We start from the raw sequence: 13,625 nt of genomic DNA on the forward strand, positions 1-13,625 counted from the left end.
TTTTCGCGCGCGGCCCGCTAAAGCTATGGTGGGTGGGCAGCGGTCGATTGCCGCTTGCCCGGAAAATGCCGGACGCATTTTTCTCTCCCTCGGGCCATGGCCTTACGAACGTCTTCGGCGTTCTTTGCCGCGGCGAAAAAGAGTTGAGGGAGGTGTGGAGGGTCCGCGACCCTCCGCGAAGTTTTGGTTTTAGGCCGGCGGAGGCTTCCGTGGACCCGGTGGGGCAGATCGCGCCGCAGGACTGGCTGGTTCATCCCGACACCCGCGCGGTGATGGCGGCGCTTTCCGCGCGCGGCGCGGCAGCGCGCTTCGCCGGGGGGTGCGTGCGGGATTCCCTGCTCGGGTTGCCGGTGCACGACGTGGACATCGCGGTGGACTGCCCGCCCGCGGAGACGATGAGCCTGCTCGCCGCGGCGGGGATCCGCGCGGTGCCCACCGGCTTCGCCCACGGCACGGTGACCGCGGTGACGCCGTCGCGCGCCTTCGAGATCACCAGCCTGCGCCGCGACGTGGAAACCGACGGCCGCCACGCGGTGGTCGCCTTCACCGGCGACTGGGCGGCGGACGCGGCGCGCCGCGACCTCACCATCAACGCGCTTTACGCCGATGCCGGGGGCGCGGTCTACGACCCGTGCGACGGGTTGGCCGATCTCGGGGCGCGGCGGGTGCGCTTCGTCGGCGATGCGGAGCGCCGCATCGCCGAGGACGGCCTGCGCATCCTGCGCTTCTTCCGTTTCTTCGGGCGCTACGGCGCGCCGCCCGCCGACGCGGCGGCGCTCGCCGCCTGCCGCAAGCTCGCGCCGATGCTCGATGCGCTTTCCGGCGAGCGGGTGTGGGCGGAGATGCGGCGCATTCTCGCAGGGCCGGACCCCGGCGAGGTGCTGCTGTTGATGCGCGGCGAGGGGGTGGCGGAGCGGCTGATGCCCGGGGCGCTGGAGCCGGGGCGTCTGCGCGTGCTCGCCTGGCTGGAGACCCGCGGCCTCAAGGTGCCGGAGGTGGAGCCTTCGGCGGTGCGGCGGCTTGCCGCCCTGATCGCCGGAGAGGATGCGGAGGCCGACTGCGCCCGCGCCGGGGCGCTCGCCGCCGCCTGGCGTTTTTCCAATGCGGAGCGCGACCGCCTGCTCGGCGCGCTGGCGCCGCTGCCGGAGCCGGTTTGCGTTGCGATGCCGCGGGCCGCGGCGCGGCGGATGCTGCATCGCCTGGGGGCGGAGCGCTGGCGCGACCGCGTGCTGGTCGCCTGGGCCGGCTACCGCCACCGCCACGGCGCGCGCGGGCCGCTGCCCGGGGCGCGCGGCAGCGCCGCCTGGGAGGCGCTGCTGCGCCTGCCGGAGAGCGATGCGGTGCCGGAGTTCCCGGTTTCCGGGGCGGACGTTCTGGCGCTCGGCGCGGAGCCGGGGCCGGAGGTCGGCGCGGCGCTGCGGCGGCTGGAGGCGGAATGGGCGGCGGGGGATTTCGCCCTCGGGCGCGCGGCGCTGCTGGCGCGCCTGGCGGAGATCGTCGGCGGGGGGTGACCTCTGTCACTTCGTCCGCGCCGCGCTTATTCTATGCAGGTGGGGAGGAGTTGGCCCCGTCGGCACGGGGGGAGGGCCGCCTTGGCGAAGCATTCGGTATGTTTCATCGGTGACGAAACCCTGCTGGGCCTGCGCGACCCGGAGGGCTTCGGCTGGCCGCAGCGCCTGACCCGGGCGGAGCGGGACGCAGGCCACGCGGTGATCGCCTACGGCCTCGGCGTGGAGGCGGACACCACCGCCGACGTCGCCCGCCGCTGGCGCGCCGAGGCGGAGGCGCGGCTTTCCACCCTGCCCGCGTCCGCCCTGGTGTTCTGCTTCGGCCTCAACGACCAGGCGGCCGACGGCGACGGCGTGCGCGTCCCCCTGCCGGAGACCCTCTATCTCGCCGAGGCGGTGATCGCCGAGGCGGCATCCTGGCGCGCCTGCTTCTGGATCGGGCCGCCGCCGGTGGTCTCGGGCGGCGTTTCGGTGCCGGGGCGGCAGGGCAGGCCGCTGTTCTACGACCCGGTGCGCCTGCGCGGGCTGAGCCAGGGCTTCGCCGCCATCGCGGCGCGCTGCGGCGTGCCGTTCCTCGATTTGTGCGGCGCGCTTTCCGCCGACGCCCGCTATGCGGGGGCGCTGCGCAGCGGCAACGGGGTGATTCCGGCGGGCGACGGCCAGGCGGTGATCGCCGCGGCGGCCGGCGCGTGGGCGCCCTGGCGCGATTGGCTGGACAACGGGCGCGCCACCAACCTGCACTTCGTCTCCGCCGCGGCGGGCGGCTGACCCCTAGAGTTCCGGAAAGCCGCCGGTCTGGCGCAGCCCCTCGGCGAGCGCGATCGCCGCGGTCATCGCCACGTTGAGGGAGCGCGTCGCCGCGCGGATCGGCACCACCAGGCGCGCATCCGCCGCGGCGTGCACGTCCTCGGGCGCGCCCGCGCTCTCGCGGCCGAACAGCAGGATGTCGTCCGCGGCGAAGCGAAAGGCGGCAAGCGGCGTCGCGCCCCGCGTGGTCAGCAGCACCAGGCGCGCCCCCCCGGCGGCGGCGCGGAACGCCGCCCACGAGGCGTGGCGGCGCACCTCCGCCAAATTCACGTAGTCCATGCCGACGCGCTTGAGCTTCTTGTCGTCCCAGACGAAGCCCTCCGGCCCGATGATGTCGAGTCCCACGCCGAAGCAGGCGCAAAGCCGCAGGATCGCGGCGACGTTCTGCGGGATATCGGGTTCGTAGAGGGCGATGCGCATGGGGCGGAAGCTTTTGAGCAAACCGGGAAAACCGGGTACTTTTTCGGGTGCGGGCGGCGGCCCACCCCTAGGAAAGAGCCTGGCGAATTCCTAGCTGTTGCACAAGTGTCCGAGAAGATGATGTTTTGAGTCAGGGGGAAAGGATGTCCGCAGATTCGATGAAGGACGCATCTCGCCGCGATTTCCTGCTGCACGCCGCCACCGCGGTGGGCGTGGCGGGCGCTGCGGCGGCGGCCTGGCCGTTCATCGACAGCCTCAACCCGGCGGCGGATACGCGCGCGCTTTCCTCCATCGAGGTGGACCTCGCCCCGATCGCGGTGGGCATGGCGATCACCGTGAAGTGGCGCGGCAAGCCGGTGTTCATCCGTCACCGCACCGCCGCCGAGATCGCCGCCGCCGAGAGCGTGGAGGTGGACGACCTGCGCGACCCGCAACCGGATTCCGCGCGCGTTACCAAGCCCGGCTGGCTGATCCTCGTCGGCGTGTGCACCCACCTCGGCTGCGTGCCGCTGGGGCAGAAGCCCGCCGACCCGCGCGGCGACTTCGGCGGCTGGTTCTGCCCCTGCCACGGCTCCCACTACGACACCTCGGGCCGCATCCGCAAGGGCCCCGCGCCGAAGAACCTGGAAGTGCCGCAATACACCTTCCTGACCGACACCACGGTCCGCATCGGCTGATCCGGCTGGAGACGAGAGACCCATGAGCGCCCCAGGAAAACTCGACAAAGCCCTCGACTGGTTCGACTCCCGTCTGCCGATCATCTCTTTGATGAAGCATTCCGCGGTCGAGTACCCGACGCCGAAAAACCTGAACTACTGGTGGAACTTCGGCTCGCTCGCGGGCTTCATGCTGGTGATGATGATCGCCACCGGCCTGTTCCTGGCGATGCAGTACACGCCGCACGTGGACATGGCGTTCAATTCCGTCGAGCGCATCATGCGCGACGTCAACTACGGCTGGCTGATCCGCTATCTGCACATGAACGGCGCGTCGATGTTCTTCGTCGTCGTCTACATCCACGTCTTCCGCGGCCTCTACTACGGCTCCTACAAGCCGCCGCGCGAGCTTTTGTGGTGGATCGGCCTGGTCATCCTGCTGCTGATGATGGGCACCGCGTTCATGGGCTACGTGCTGCCCTGGGGGCAGATGAGCCTGTGGGGCGCGACGGTGATCACCAACCTGTTCTCCGCCTTCCCGGTGGTCGGCGAGCACATCGTCACCCTGCTGTGGGGCGGCTTCTCGGTGGACAACCCGACGCTCAACCGCTTCTTCGTGCTGCACTTCCTGCTGCCGTTCGCCATTCTCGGCGTGGTGGTGCTCCACGTCTGGGCGCTGCACACCGTGAAGTCCAACAACCCGCTCGGCATCGACGTCAACGGCCCGCAGGACACCATTCCCTTCCACCCCTACTACACGGTGAAGGACTTCTTCGGCATCGGGGTGTTCCTCATCGTCTATGCGGTGTTCGTGTTCTGGTATCCCAACGTCCTCGGCCACCCGGACAACTACATCCCGGCCAACCCGATGGTGACGCCGCCGCACATCGTGCCGGAGTGGTACTTCCTGCCGTTCTACGCGATCCTGCGCGCGGTGCCGGACAAGCTGATGGGCGTGCTGGCGATGTTCGGCGCGATCCTCATCCTCTTCGCCCTGCCGTGGATCGATTCCTCGCCGGTGCGCTCCGGCACCTTCCGTCCGTGGTTCAAGAAGGCGTTCTGGCTGTTCGTGATCGACTGCTTCGTCCTCGGCTATGCCGGGGCGATGCCCGCCGAAGGGGTGTGGATCACCGTCGGCCGCATCGCCGCGGGGTACTACTTCCTGCACTTCCTGGTGATCCTGCCGCTGCTCGCGCGCTTCGAGAAGACCCTGCCGCTGCCGGAGAGCATCGCCGCCCCGGTGCTCAAGGGCACCGCCGCCGCGGCGCTCGCGCTCATCGCCTTCATCGCCGCGCCCGGTCCGGCGCACGCCTCGGAGGGCGCGGCCCTGCGGCAGCAGTCGTGGTCGTGGCAGGGAGCGTTCGGCGCCTACGACGAGGCGCAGCTCCGCCGCGGCTATCAGGTCTACCGCGAGGTCTGCTCCGCCTGCCACAGCATGAACCTGGTCCACTTCCGCAACCTCTCGCGCCTCGGCTACACCGAGGACGCGGTGAAGGAATTCGCGGCCTCCTACCAGGTCGCCGACGGCCCGGACGACAACGGCGACATGTTCGACCGCAAGGGCCTGCCGTCGGACCGCTTCCCCGCGCCGTTCCCCAACGAGCAGGCGGCCAAGGCGGCCAACGGCGGCGCCGCGCCGCCCGACCTGTCGCTGATCGTCAAGGCGCGCGAGGGCGGGCCGGACTACGTGTTCTCGCTGCTCACCGGCTTCGCGCCGCAGCCGCCGGACCACGAGCTGCCGCCCGGCAAGTACTACAACACCGTCTTCCCCGGCAACGCCATCTCGATGCCGCCGCAGATCTCCGACGGCGTAGTGGAGTATGCCGACGGCACCGCCGACAACGCGGAGCAGATCGCCCGCGACGTCACCGCCTTCCTGCAATGGGCGGCGGAGCCGGAGCTGGAGGAGCGCCATGCCATGGGCGTCAAGGTGGTGCTCTTCCTCTTCGTCTTCACCGCGCTGTTCTATGCGCTGAAGCGGCGCGTCTGGGCCTCGGTGCACTGATCCGCTTATGCCTTGTCCGGCCCGGGCCGCCCGCGTTATGGTGCGGCCCGGGTTTTGTTTTTCCGCATGGGGGAGAAAAGGATGATCGATCCGATTCTGGGCGTGATCGGCGGCTCGGGCCTTTATGACATCGACGGACTGATCGACCGGCGCTGGGTCAGGATGGAGACGCCCTTCGGCGAACCTTCCGACGAGCTTCTTTTCGGCACCCTGGACGGGCAACGCCTGGTATTCCTGCCGCGCCACGGCCGCGGCCACCGCATTCCGCCGTCGAACATCAACTTCCGCGCCAACATCCATGCGTTGAAGGAAGCGGGGGTCACCGAGGTGGTTTCCGTCTCCGCGGTGGGCAGCCTGCGCGCCGACCTCCACCCCGGCACCTTCGTCATCGCCGATCAGTTCATCGACCGCACCTTCGCCCGCGAGAAGAGCTTTTTCGGCACCGGGCTGGTGGCGCACGTCTCCTGCGCGCAGCCGGTGTGCGCCCGCCTCGGCGACGCGCTGGAGGAAGCGGCGCGCGAACTGAAGATTCCCTGCCGCCGCGGCGGCACCTATCTGGTGATGGAGGGGCCGCAGTTCTCCTCCGCCGCGGAGTCCGAGCTCTACCGCTCCTGGCGCTGCGACGTCATCGGCATGACCAACATGCCGGAGGCGAAGCTCGCCCGCGAGGCGGAGCTGTGCTACGCCACCGTCGCCATGGTCACCGACTACGACGCCTGGCACCCGGACGAGGGCGCGGTCACCGTCGATAAGGTGCTGAAGGTGATGCAGACCAACGCCGAGTCCGCCCGCGCCCTGATCCGCCAGGTGGCGCCCAAGCTCAAGGACCGCAACGCGTTCTGCCCCGAGGGCTGCGAGGCCGCCCTGGAACACGCCCTGATCACCGCGCCGGAGGCGCGCGACCCGGCGATGGTGGAAAAGCTCCGCGTCGTCGCCGGAAGGGTGCTCCGGGGATGAAGATTGACGGCATCGCCACCCGCACCATCTGGCCCGCCGACGACGGCAAGACGGTGGAGATCATCGACCAGACCCTGCTGCCGCACGACTTCGACGTGGTCAAGCTCGCCACCGTGGAGGAGGCGGCGCGCGCCATCTCCACCATGCAGGTGCGCGGCGCGCCGCTGATCGGCGCCGCCGCCGCCTACGGCATGGCGCTGGCGATGGAGAACGACCCCTCGGATGAGTCGCTCTCCGCCGCCTACGAGACGCTGCTCGCCACCCGGCCCACCGCGGTCAACCTGCGCTGGGCGCTGGACGATGCGCGCGCCGCCATCGCCCCCGCCGCGCCCAACCGCCGTGCGCTTGCCGCCTGGGTGCGCGCCAACGAGATCGCCGACGAAGACGTCGAGATCAACCGCGCCATCGGCGCCCACGGCCTCGGCCTGCTCGACAACATCTACGGGATGAAGGGGCGCACGGGCTGCCTCAACGTGCTCACCCACTGCAATGCCGGGTGGCTCGCCACCGTGGACTGGGGCACCGCGCTGGCGCCGGTCTACATGGCCTACGATGCGGGGATGCCGGTCCACGTGTGGGTGGACGAGACCCGGCCGCGCAACCAGGGCGCCAGCCTCACCGCGTGGGAACTGGCGCACCACGGCGTGCCGCACACGGTGATCGCCGACAACGCGGGCGGCCATCTGATGCAGCACGGCCTGGTGGACGCCTGCATCGTCGGCACCGACCGCACCACCTCCACCGGCGACGTCTGCAACAAGATCGGCACCTACCTCAAGGCGCTCGCCGCCCAGGATAACGGCGTGCCGTTCTTCGTCGCCCTGCCGGGGCCGACGATCGACTGGACGCTCACCGACGGCGTGGCGCAGATTCCGATCGAACAGCGCGCCGCCGCCGAGCAGTCCCACATTTCCGGCCTCGCCGAGGACGGCGCGGTCAGGACCGTGCGCCTGGTGCCGGAGGGCAGCCCCTGCGCCAACTACGCCTTCGACGTCACCCCGGCGCGCCTGGTTTCCGCGCTGATCACCGAGCGCGGCGTCTGCGCCGCGTCCGCGGCGGGGCTTCTGTCGCTCTATCCGGAACGGAGGCAGCCATGAACATCCGCGCCCTGCGCTTCGACCTGCTGAAGACCGCGGCCGAACTTTCCCGCCTCGGCCTCAACCGCGGCACCGCGGGCAACGTCTCGGTGCGCTGCGACGACGGCTTTTTGATCACGCCGTCGGGGGTCTTGACGCAGAACCTCACCCCCGCGCAGATGGTGGAGATGACCATGGCGGGCGAGGCCCACGGCGGCCTCAAACCCTCCAGCGAGTGGCGCATGCACCGCGACGTCTACGCGGCGCGGCCGGATGTCGGCGCGGTGGTGCACACCCATGCGCCGTTCTGCACCGCGATCGCCTGCCACCGCCGCGGCATTCCGGCCTTCCACTACATGATCGCGGTGGCGGGCGGCAGGGACATCCGCTGCGCGGACTACGCCACCTTCGGCACCCAGGCGCTCTCCGACGCGGCGCTCGCCGCGCTCGAAGGCCGCACCGCCTGCCTCTTGGCCCACCACGGCATGCTCGCCACCGCGCCCAGCCTCGGCGCGGCGCTGAAACTCACCCAGGAGGTGGAGGAACTGGCCGAGCAGTTCTGGCGAGTCTTGCAGGTCGGCGCGCCGATCATCCTGCCGGATGCGGAGATGGACGTGGTCCTGGAGAAATTCAAAACCTACGGACAGCCGCGCAAGGCTTGATCCCGCGCCCGGTTGTGTCCATGTGAGGAGCCTGCCGTCTGGCCTCCCCGGCGGCTTGGCGGTATGCTGTTGCGCATTGCGCTGCGTTCTCTTTTCAGGATTCCCGACATGACTGCCAGCCATATCTCCGGCATCGACCATATCGTGGTGGGTGTCAAATCCCTGGCCGAAGCGGTGGATACCTACGCCCGCCTCGGCTTCGCGCTGACCCCCTACGGGCGGCACGACGGCATGGGCACCGGCAACCACTGCATCATGATGCCCCGCGACTACCTGGAACTCGTCGCCGTCTCGCCGGAACAAGCCGACAGCGAGCTGCGCCGCCGCCTCCGCAAGTCCCTGGAAGCCACGGGCAACGGCGTGATGGCGGTGGCTCTCGCCACCAACGACGGCGCGGCGGTGCACGCCGCGCTCGCCCGCAAGGGGGTGAAGGTCGATCCGCCGCAGGCGGTCTACCGCAGCATCGAAACCAAATCCGGCGTGGTGCGCGCCGCGCTCTCCATGGTCCGCCTGCCGGAGGATGCGCTGGTCGGCCTCTCCGCCTTCGTCGCGCAGCACCTCTCGCCCGATGCGGTGCGCCGGCCGGGCTGGATGGATCACCCCAACGGCGCGGTCGGCATCGATTCGCTCACCATCGTGGTGGAGGACCCCCTGGCCGCCAAGACCGCCTACGAGGAGTTCTTCGGCGCGGGGGCGACGGTGGTCACCGACAGCACCGTCGCGGTGCACTTCGGCGACCAGACCATCGTGCTGTGCTCGCCGGACCAGCTCACCCAGCTCCACCCCGATTGCGAACTGGAATGCCCGGACCTCAAGCCGCCGCGCCCGGTGGCGATCGGCCTCGCGGTCCGCGATATCGAGGAAACCGCCCGCGTGCTCACCGCCAACCGCGTGCCCTTCTGCCTGTCGAAGGAAGGTCTGATCCGCGTGCCGCCGTCGGAAACCCTGGGCATTCTCATTGAGTTCTCGGAAGCGGCGTAAACACCACAACTTTGCGAGGGGACTCGGTCCCCTCGCGCTCCCCATGACTTTTCGGGTTTTGCGCAAAGCGCCATAAGCCTGTGGCGGCTGCGAGCAAGGCGTTGCCTACCGCTTCGCGGCAAAAAAGGGATGGGGAGCACGAGGGGTCCAAGACCCCTCGTAATGGTTTATCTTTCAGGAGGAAGCATGGGTGCGATACGGCAGATGTCCGCGGCGGACGGCCACCGCTTTTCCATCTACCGCGCCGATCCGGTGGGCGCGCCGCGCGGCGGCGTGGTGCTGCTGCAGGAGATCTACGGCGTCAACACCCACCTGCGCGGCCTCGCCGACCTGCTGGCCGACGAAGGCTACGCGGTGATCGTGCCCGCCCTCTTCGACCGCGCGGAAAAAGGCGCGGAACTGGACTATTCCGCGGCAGGAGCGGAGCACGGCTGCCGCCTGCGCGACGCCATCGGTTGGGACGCGCCGCTTCTCGACATCGAGGCGGCGCGCGCCGCGCTCGCCCCCCTCGGCAAGGTCGCCGTGGTGGGGGAAAGCTACGGCGCAACCCTCGCCTGGCGCGCCGCGTCAAAACTTCCCTTCGCCGCCGCGGTGTGCGGCTCTCCGGGGAACCTCGCCGAATTCCTCGCGGAAACCCCGAACTGCCCGGTGCTCGCCCACTTCGGCGCAGAGGACGCCAAGACCCCGCCGCCGCTGCGCGCTTCCGCCGCGTCGCTGCCCGGCGTCGCCGCCTTCGATTATGCTGCGGGCCACGCCTTCACCTGCCCCCACCGCCCGGGCTTCGACGCCGCCGCGACGCGGCAGGCGGAGGTGCGGACGCTGGAGTTTCTGGTGCGGGAATTGGGGTAAAACCAAAACTTTGCGAGGGGACTCGGTCCCCTCGCGCTCCCCATAACTTTTGGTTTTTGCGCGCAGCGCCATAAGCCCGTGCGGCGGCAACGAATGGGTTGCCTGCCGCTTTCGCGGCGAAAAACCGGTTATGGGGTTCGGGGACCGAGTCCCCGGCGGGTCCAGGGCGGAGCCCTGGCCTTGTGTTATCTTTACACGTTGAACAGGAAGTGGAAGATATCGCCGTCTTTCACGGCATAGTCCTTCCCTTCCGAGCGCATCTTGCCCGCTTCCTTGGCGCCCGCTTCGCCCTTGCAGGCGACGAAGTCGGCATAGGCGATGGTTTCGCCGCGGATGAAGCCCTTTTCGAAATCGGTATGGATCACGCCCGCGGCCTCCGGCGCTTTTGCGCCGTTCCGCACCGTCCAGGCGCGGGCCTCCTTCGGCCCGACGGTGAAGAAGGTGATGAGGTGGAGGAGGCCGTACCCGGCGCGGATGACGCGGGAGAGGCCGGGTTCCGCAAGGCCGAGGTCGGCGAGGAACTCGGTGCGTTCGTCTTCCGGCAGTTGGGAGAGTTCCGCCTCGATCGCGGCGGAGACGATGACCGTGGCCGCGCCTTCGGCCTCGGCCTTTTCCGCCACCTTGGCGGACAGCGCGTTGCCCTTTGCGGCTTCCTCTTCCGCGACGTTGCAGACGTAGAGCACCGGCTTGCCGGTGAGGAGTTGCAGGCGGTCGAAGGCGCGGGCCTGCTCGGGGTCCGTGGGCTTGGCGGTGCGGGCGGGTTTGCCGTCGCGCAGGGCGGCGAGCACCGGCTCCATCAGGTCCACCTGGAGCTTCGCGTCCTTTTCGCCGCTTTTCGCCTTCTTCGAGAGCGGTACGATGCGCTTTTCCAGGCTGTCCAGGTCGGCGAGCATCAGCTCGGTTTCCACCGTCTCGGCGTCGCGCAGCGGGTCGATGCTGCCTTCCACGTGGGTGACGTCGTCGTTTTCGAAGCAGCGCAGCACATGGACGATGGCGTCCACCTCGCGGATGTTGGCGAGGAACTGGTTGCCCAGGCCCTCGCCCTTGGAGGCACCGCGCACCAGGCCCGCGATATCGACGAATTCGAGCTGGGTGGGAATGATCTTCGCCGACTTGGCCATCTCCGCCAGGGTGGCGAGGCGTTCGTCCGGCACCGCGACGCGGCCGACGTTGGGTTCGATGGTGCAGAACGGAAAGTTGGCGGCCTGCGCCGCCGCGGTGGCGGTGAGCGCGTTGAACAGGGTGGACTTGCCGACATTCGGCAGGCCGACGATGCCGCAGTTGAATCCCATCTTGGTCTCTCCGTTATGATTCGGCGGTGGGGGCGGCGTCGGCGCCCTTTTTCGGTTTCGGCGGGCGGGTGAGCAGCGCGACGCGGGTCATGAAGCCCGAGGCGTCGCCCGCCACCAGCATCGGCGCGGCGTCCGCCGCCGCGTCGAGCAGCGGTTCGAGCCAGGATGTCTGCTCGGCCTTGGCGAAGTCGGAGAGCACGTAGCCCTGCACGCGGTCCTTGTCGCCGGGGTGGCCGATGCCCATGCGCACCCGCACCGTATCGGCGGAGAACTGCTCCGCCAGGCTGCGCAGGCCGTTGTGCCCGGCCGCGCCGCCGCCGGTCTTGACGCGCAGCTTGCCGGGCGCGAGGTCGAGTTCGTCGTGGAAGACGATGACCTCGCCGGGCGGGATCTTGAAGAAGCGGGCGGTGGGGCCGACGCAGGCGCCGGACTTGTTCATGTAGGTTTGCGGCTTCAGCAGCATCACGCGTTCGCCGCCGATGGTTCCCTCCGCCGCGAGGCCCTGGTTGCGGACCTTCCAGACGGAGAAGCCATGGCGGCGGGCGATCGCGTCCACCGCCATGAAACCGATGTTGTGCCGATTGCGGGCGTAGTCCGTGCCCGGATTGCCCAGTCCGACGATCAAGCGCATGGCGTCGTCCGCAATCGGCCTCCTGCCTTAGGCCTTGGCTTCCGGCGCGGCCTCGGTGGCGGCCACGGTCCCGGTCTCTTCGCTCTTCAGGCCGCTCGGGGCGACGATGGTGGCGATGGTGAAGTCGCGGGTGATCGTCGGTTGCATGCCGGCGGGCAGCGCGATGGCGCTGATGTGGATCGAGTCGCCGATGTCCAGGCCCGCGAGGTCGGCGATCAGGACTTCCGGAATCTCGGAGGCCTTGCAGTGCGCCTCGATCTCGTGGCGGACGACGTTGAGCACGCCGCCGCGCTTCAGGCCCGGGGAACGCTCTTCGTTGACGAACTTCACCGGCACGTCCACGGTCACCACGGAGTCGGCGCGGATGCGCAGGAAGTCCACGTGGATCGGGCGGTCGGAGACCGGGTGGACCTGCAGGTCCTGGCACATCGTGAGCGTGGTTTCGCCCTCGATGTCGATTTCGAACTGATGGGTCCAGAAACCGGGGCGGGCCATCTGGGCGAGCAACTGGCGCGGATCGATCGAAAAGAGCACCGGCGGCTGCTTGTCACCATAGATGACGCCAGGGACGAGGCCCTGGTTACGCACCGCACGAGCTGCCCCCTTACCGGCCCGTTCCCGCTTGAGAGCGGTCAACGTCGTGGCTTTCATGACTGTTTTTCTCCTCAGCCGTCATGGTCGCGTCGGCCTCCAGGGGTGCCGACGCCAAGCGCCGTCCGCTGTGGCGCGGGCGGCGAAGCGGGTTGTTTACTCTTTTCCGCGGGCGCGGTCAATCGAACAGGCTGGAGACCGAGCGTTCCTCGCTGATCCGTTGAATCGCCTCCGCCATCAGCGGCGCGATGGACAGCACCCGCATCTTTTCCGACAGGCGCACCGCCTCGGTGGCCTGGATGCTGTCGGTGATGATCATATTTTCCAAGGGTGAGTTGGACACGCGGGAGACCGCGCCGCCGGAGAGCACGCCGTGGGTGACGTAGGCCTGCACCGAGTTGGCGCCGTCGGCGATCAGGGCGACCGCGGCGTTGCACAGGGTGCCCGCGGAATCCACGATGTCGTCCACCATCACGCAGTCGCGGCCCGAGACGTCGCCGATGATGTTCATCACCTCGGAGACCCCGGCGCGCTCGCGCCGCTTGTCGATGATCGCGAGGTCGGCGTCGAGGCGGCGCGCCAGGGTGCGGGCGCGCACCACGCCGCCGACGTCCGGGGAGACGATCATCGGGCGTTCCTTGCCGAGGCGGGCCTTGATGTCCTTGGTGAACACCGGCGCGGCATAGAGGTTGTCGAGCGGGATGTCGAAGAAGCCCTGAATCTGCCCGGAGTGGAGGTCCAGCGTGACGACGCGGCTGGCCCCCGCCTCGGTGATCAGGTTGGCCACCAGCTTGGCGGAGATCGGGGTGCGCGGGCCGGTCTTGCGGTCCTGGCGGGCGTAGCCGAAGTAGGGGATCACCGCGGTGATGCGGCGCGCCGAGCCGCGGCGCAAGGCGTCCAGCGCGATCAGCAGTTCCATCAGGTTGTCGTTGGTCGGGTACGACGTCGCCTGGATGACGAAGACGTCCTCGCCGCGTACGTTCTCGTGGATCTCGACGAAGATTTCCATGTCCGAGAAACGGCGGATGCTGGCGCTCGTCAGCTCGATGTTGAGGTAGGCGGCGATCGCCTCGGCGAGCGGGCGGTTGCTGTTACAGGCGAGGACCTTCATGGCGGCGTTTCTCCATGCAAAACCGCGCACCGATGGTGCCCAAGACGACGCGCGCGGTCCATTGGAATCGCGGCGATTG

General features: G+C 69.2%; 13 protein-coding genes and 2 pseudogenes. 10 read left to right on the forward strand and 5 right to left on the reverse strand.

What is annotated here, in order from left to right:
• The first annotated feature begins 209 nt into the window (after window positions 1-209).
• Together O7R11_RS07285 and O7R11_RS07290 are read left to right on the forward strand one after the other, a co-directional pair.
• Window positions 210-1,511: a CCA tRNA nucleotidyltransferase gene (locus tag O7R11_RS07285; RefSeq protein WP_337996843.1), complete on the forward strand. Its 1,302-nt coding sequence runs from the start codon at window positions 210-212 to the stop codon at window positions 1,509-1,511.
• A gap of 81 nt (window positions 1,512-1,592) precedes the next feature.
• On the forward strand, window positions 1,593-2,276 hold the full coding sequence (locus tag O7R11_RS07290; protein WP_337996844.1) for a GDSL-type esterase/lipase family protein: 684 nt from the start codon (window positions 1,593-1,595) through the stop codon (window positions 2,274-2,276).
• 3 nt (window positions 2,277-2,279) lie between these two features.
• Here O7R11_RS07290 and O7R11_RS07295 read toward each other — a convergent pair whose 3' ends face one another.
• Window positions 2,280-2,735: a tRNA (cytidine(34)-2'-O)-methyltransferase gene (locus O7R11_RS07295; protein ID WP_337996845.1), complete on the reverse strand. Its 456-nt coding sequence runs from the start codon at window positions 2,733-2,735 to the stop codon at window positions 2,280-2,282.
• A gap of 143 nt (window positions 2,736-2,878) precedes the next feature.
• Here O7R11_RS07295 and petA point away from each other — a divergent pair, with 143 nt between their 5' ends.
• The 8 genes and pseudogenes from petA (at window position 2,879) to O7R11_RS07335 (ending at window position 9,921) form a co-directional block, all read left to right on the forward strand.
• A complete protein-coding gene (gene petA / locus O7R11_RS07300) occupies window positions 2,879-3,412 on the forward strand; it encodes a ubiquinol-cytochrome c reductase iron-sulfur subunit (RefSeq protein WP_337996846.1) in 534 nt (177 codons plus the stop codon).
• Window positions 3,413-3,434: 22 nt separating this feature from the next.
• Window positions 3,435-4,634 (forward strand): annotated as a pseudogene (locus O7R11_RS07305) (cytochrome b); the annotation flags it as partial.
• A gap of 111 nt (window positions 4,635-4,745) precedes the next feature.
• Window positions 4,746-5,396 (forward strand): annotated as a pseudogene (locus O7R11_RS07310) (cytochrome c1); the annotation flags it as partial.
• Window positions 5,397-5,477: 81 nt separating this feature from the next.
• A complete protein-coding gene (locus tag O7R11_RS07315) occupies window positions 5,478-6,353 on the forward strand; it encodes an S-methyl-5'-thioadenosine phosphorylase (protein ID WP_337996847.1) in 876 nt (291 codons plus the stop codon).
• Window positions 6,350-7,450 carry an S-methyl-5-thioribose-1-phosphate isomerase gene (gene mtnA / locus O7R11_RS07320; protein ID WP_337996848.1) on the forward strand — a complete coding sequence of 367 codons (1,101 nt, stop codon included), beginning with the start codon at window positions 6,350-6,352 and terminating at the stop codon, window positions 7,448-7,450. The genes O7R11_RS07315 and mtnA overlap by 4 nt, the downstream gene beginning before the upstream one ends.
• Complete coding sequence (locus O7R11_RS07325; protein ID WP_337996849.1) at window positions 7,447-8,091, forward strand: class II aldolase/adducin family protein; 645 nt, start codon at window positions 7,447-7,449, stop codon at window positions 8,089-8,091. The genes mtnA and O7R11_RS07325 overlap by 4 nt, the downstream gene beginning before the upstream one ends.
• Before the next feature lie 108 nt (window positions 8,092-8,199).
• Window positions 8,200-9,072: a VOC family protein gene (locus tag O7R11_RS07330; protein ID WP_337996850.1), complete on the forward strand. Its 873-nt coding sequence runs from the start codon at window positions 8,200-8,202 to the stop codon at window positions 9,070-9,072.
• A gap of 186 nt (window positions 9,073-9,258) precedes the next feature.
• Complete coding sequence (locus O7R11_RS07335; protein ID WP_337996851.1) at window positions 9,259-9,921, forward strand: dienelactone hydrolase family protein; 663 nt, start codon at window positions 9,259-9,261, stop codon at window positions 9,919-9,921.
• Window positions 9,922-10,112: 191 nt separating this feature from the next.
• Here O7R11_RS07335 and ychF read toward each other — a convergent pair whose 3' ends face one another.
• The 4 genes from ychF to O7R11_RS07355 all read right to left on the reverse strand — a co-directional run bounded on the left by ychF (window position 10,113) and on the right by O7R11_RS07355 (window position 13,546).
• Complete coding sequence (gene ychF, locus O7R11_RS07340) at window positions 10,113-11,213, reverse strand: redox-regulated ATPase YchF (protein ID WP_337996852.1); 1,101 nt, start codon at window positions 11,211-11,213, stop codon at window positions 10,113-10,115.
• Between the two features lie 13 nt (window positions 11,214-11,226).
• A complete protein-coding gene (pth, locus tag O7R11_RS07345) occupies window positions 11,227-11,844 on the reverse strand; it encodes an aminoacyl-tRNA hydrolase (RefSeq protein WP_337996853.1) in 618 nt (205 codons plus the stop codon).
• A gap of 27 nt (window positions 11,845-11,871) precedes the next feature.
• Window positions 11,872-12,495: a 50S ribosomal protein L25/general stress protein Ctc gene (locus tag O7R11_RS07350; RefSeq protein WP_337996854.1), complete on the reverse strand. Its 624-nt coding sequence runs from the start codon at window positions 12,493-12,495 to the stop codon at window positions 11,872-11,874.
• A gap of 118 nt (window positions 12,496-12,613) precedes the next feature.
• The gene (locus O7R11_RS07355; protein WP_337996855.1) at window positions 12,614-13,546 is read right to left on the reverse strand and encodes a ribose-phosphate pyrophosphokinase; all 933 of its coding nucleotides are present in this window, start codon (window positions 13,544-13,546) and stop codon (window positions 12,614-12,616) included.
• Between the last annotated feature and the right edge of the window lie 79 nt (window positions 13,547-13,625).

The sequence above is a fragment of the Oleispirillum naphthae genome, from assembly GCA_027864655.1.
Taxonomy (GTDB): domain Bacteria; phylum Pseudomonadota; class Alphaproteobacteria; order Rhodospirillales; family Rhodospirillaceae; genus Oleispirillum; species Oleispirillum naphthae.

What these genes read in the sequence shown, in the direction of transcription:
- O7R11_RS07355 (WP_337996855.1), bottom strand. Translation starts at nt 13,546, where the DNA reads ATGAAGGTCCTCGCCTGTAACAGCAACCGCCCGCTCGCCGAGGCGATC.
- mtnA (WP_337996848.1), top strand. Translation starts at nt 6,350, where the DNA reads ATGAAGATTGACGGCATCGCCACCCGCACCATCTGGCCCGCCGACGAC.
- O7R11_RS07330 (WP_337996850.1), top strand. Translation starts at nt 8,200, where the DNA reads ATGACTGCCAGCCATATCTCCGGCATCGACCATATCGTGGTGGGTGTC.
- O7R11_RS07325 (WP_337996849.1), top strand. Translation starts at nt 7,447, where the DNA reads ATGAACATCCGCGCCCTGCGCTTCGACCTGCTGAAGACCGCGGCCGAA.
- O7R11_RS07315 (WP_337996847.1), top strand. Translation starts at nt 5,478, where the DNA reads ATGATCGATCCGATTCTGGGCGTGATCGGCGGCTCGGGCCTTTATGAC.
- ychF (WP_337996852.1), bottom strand. Translation starts at nt 11,213, where the DNA reads ATGGGATTCAACTGCGGCATCGTCGGCCTGCCGAATGTCGGCAAGTCC.
- pth (WP_337996853.1), bottom strand. Translation starts at nt 11,844, where the DNA reads ATGCGCTTGATCGTCGGACTGGGCAATCCGGGCACGGACTACGCCCGC.
- O7R11_RS07295 (WP_337996845.1), bottom strand. Translation starts at nt 2,735, where the DNA reads ATGCGCATCGCCCTCTACGAACCCGATATCCCGCAGAACGTCGCCGCG.
- O7R11_RS07335 (WP_337996851.1), top strand. Translation starts at nt 9,259, where the DNA reads ATGGGTGCGATACGGCAGATGTCCGCGGCGGACGGCCACCGCTTTTCC.
- O7R11_RS07350 (WP_337996854.1), bottom strand. Translation starts at nt 12,495, where the DNA reads ATGAAAGCCACGACGTTGACCGCTCTCAAGCGGGAACGGGCCGGTAAG.
- petA (WP_337996846.1), top strand. Translation starts at nt 2,879, where the DNA reads ATGTCCGCAGATTCGATGAAGGACGCATCTCGCCGCGATTTCCTGCTG.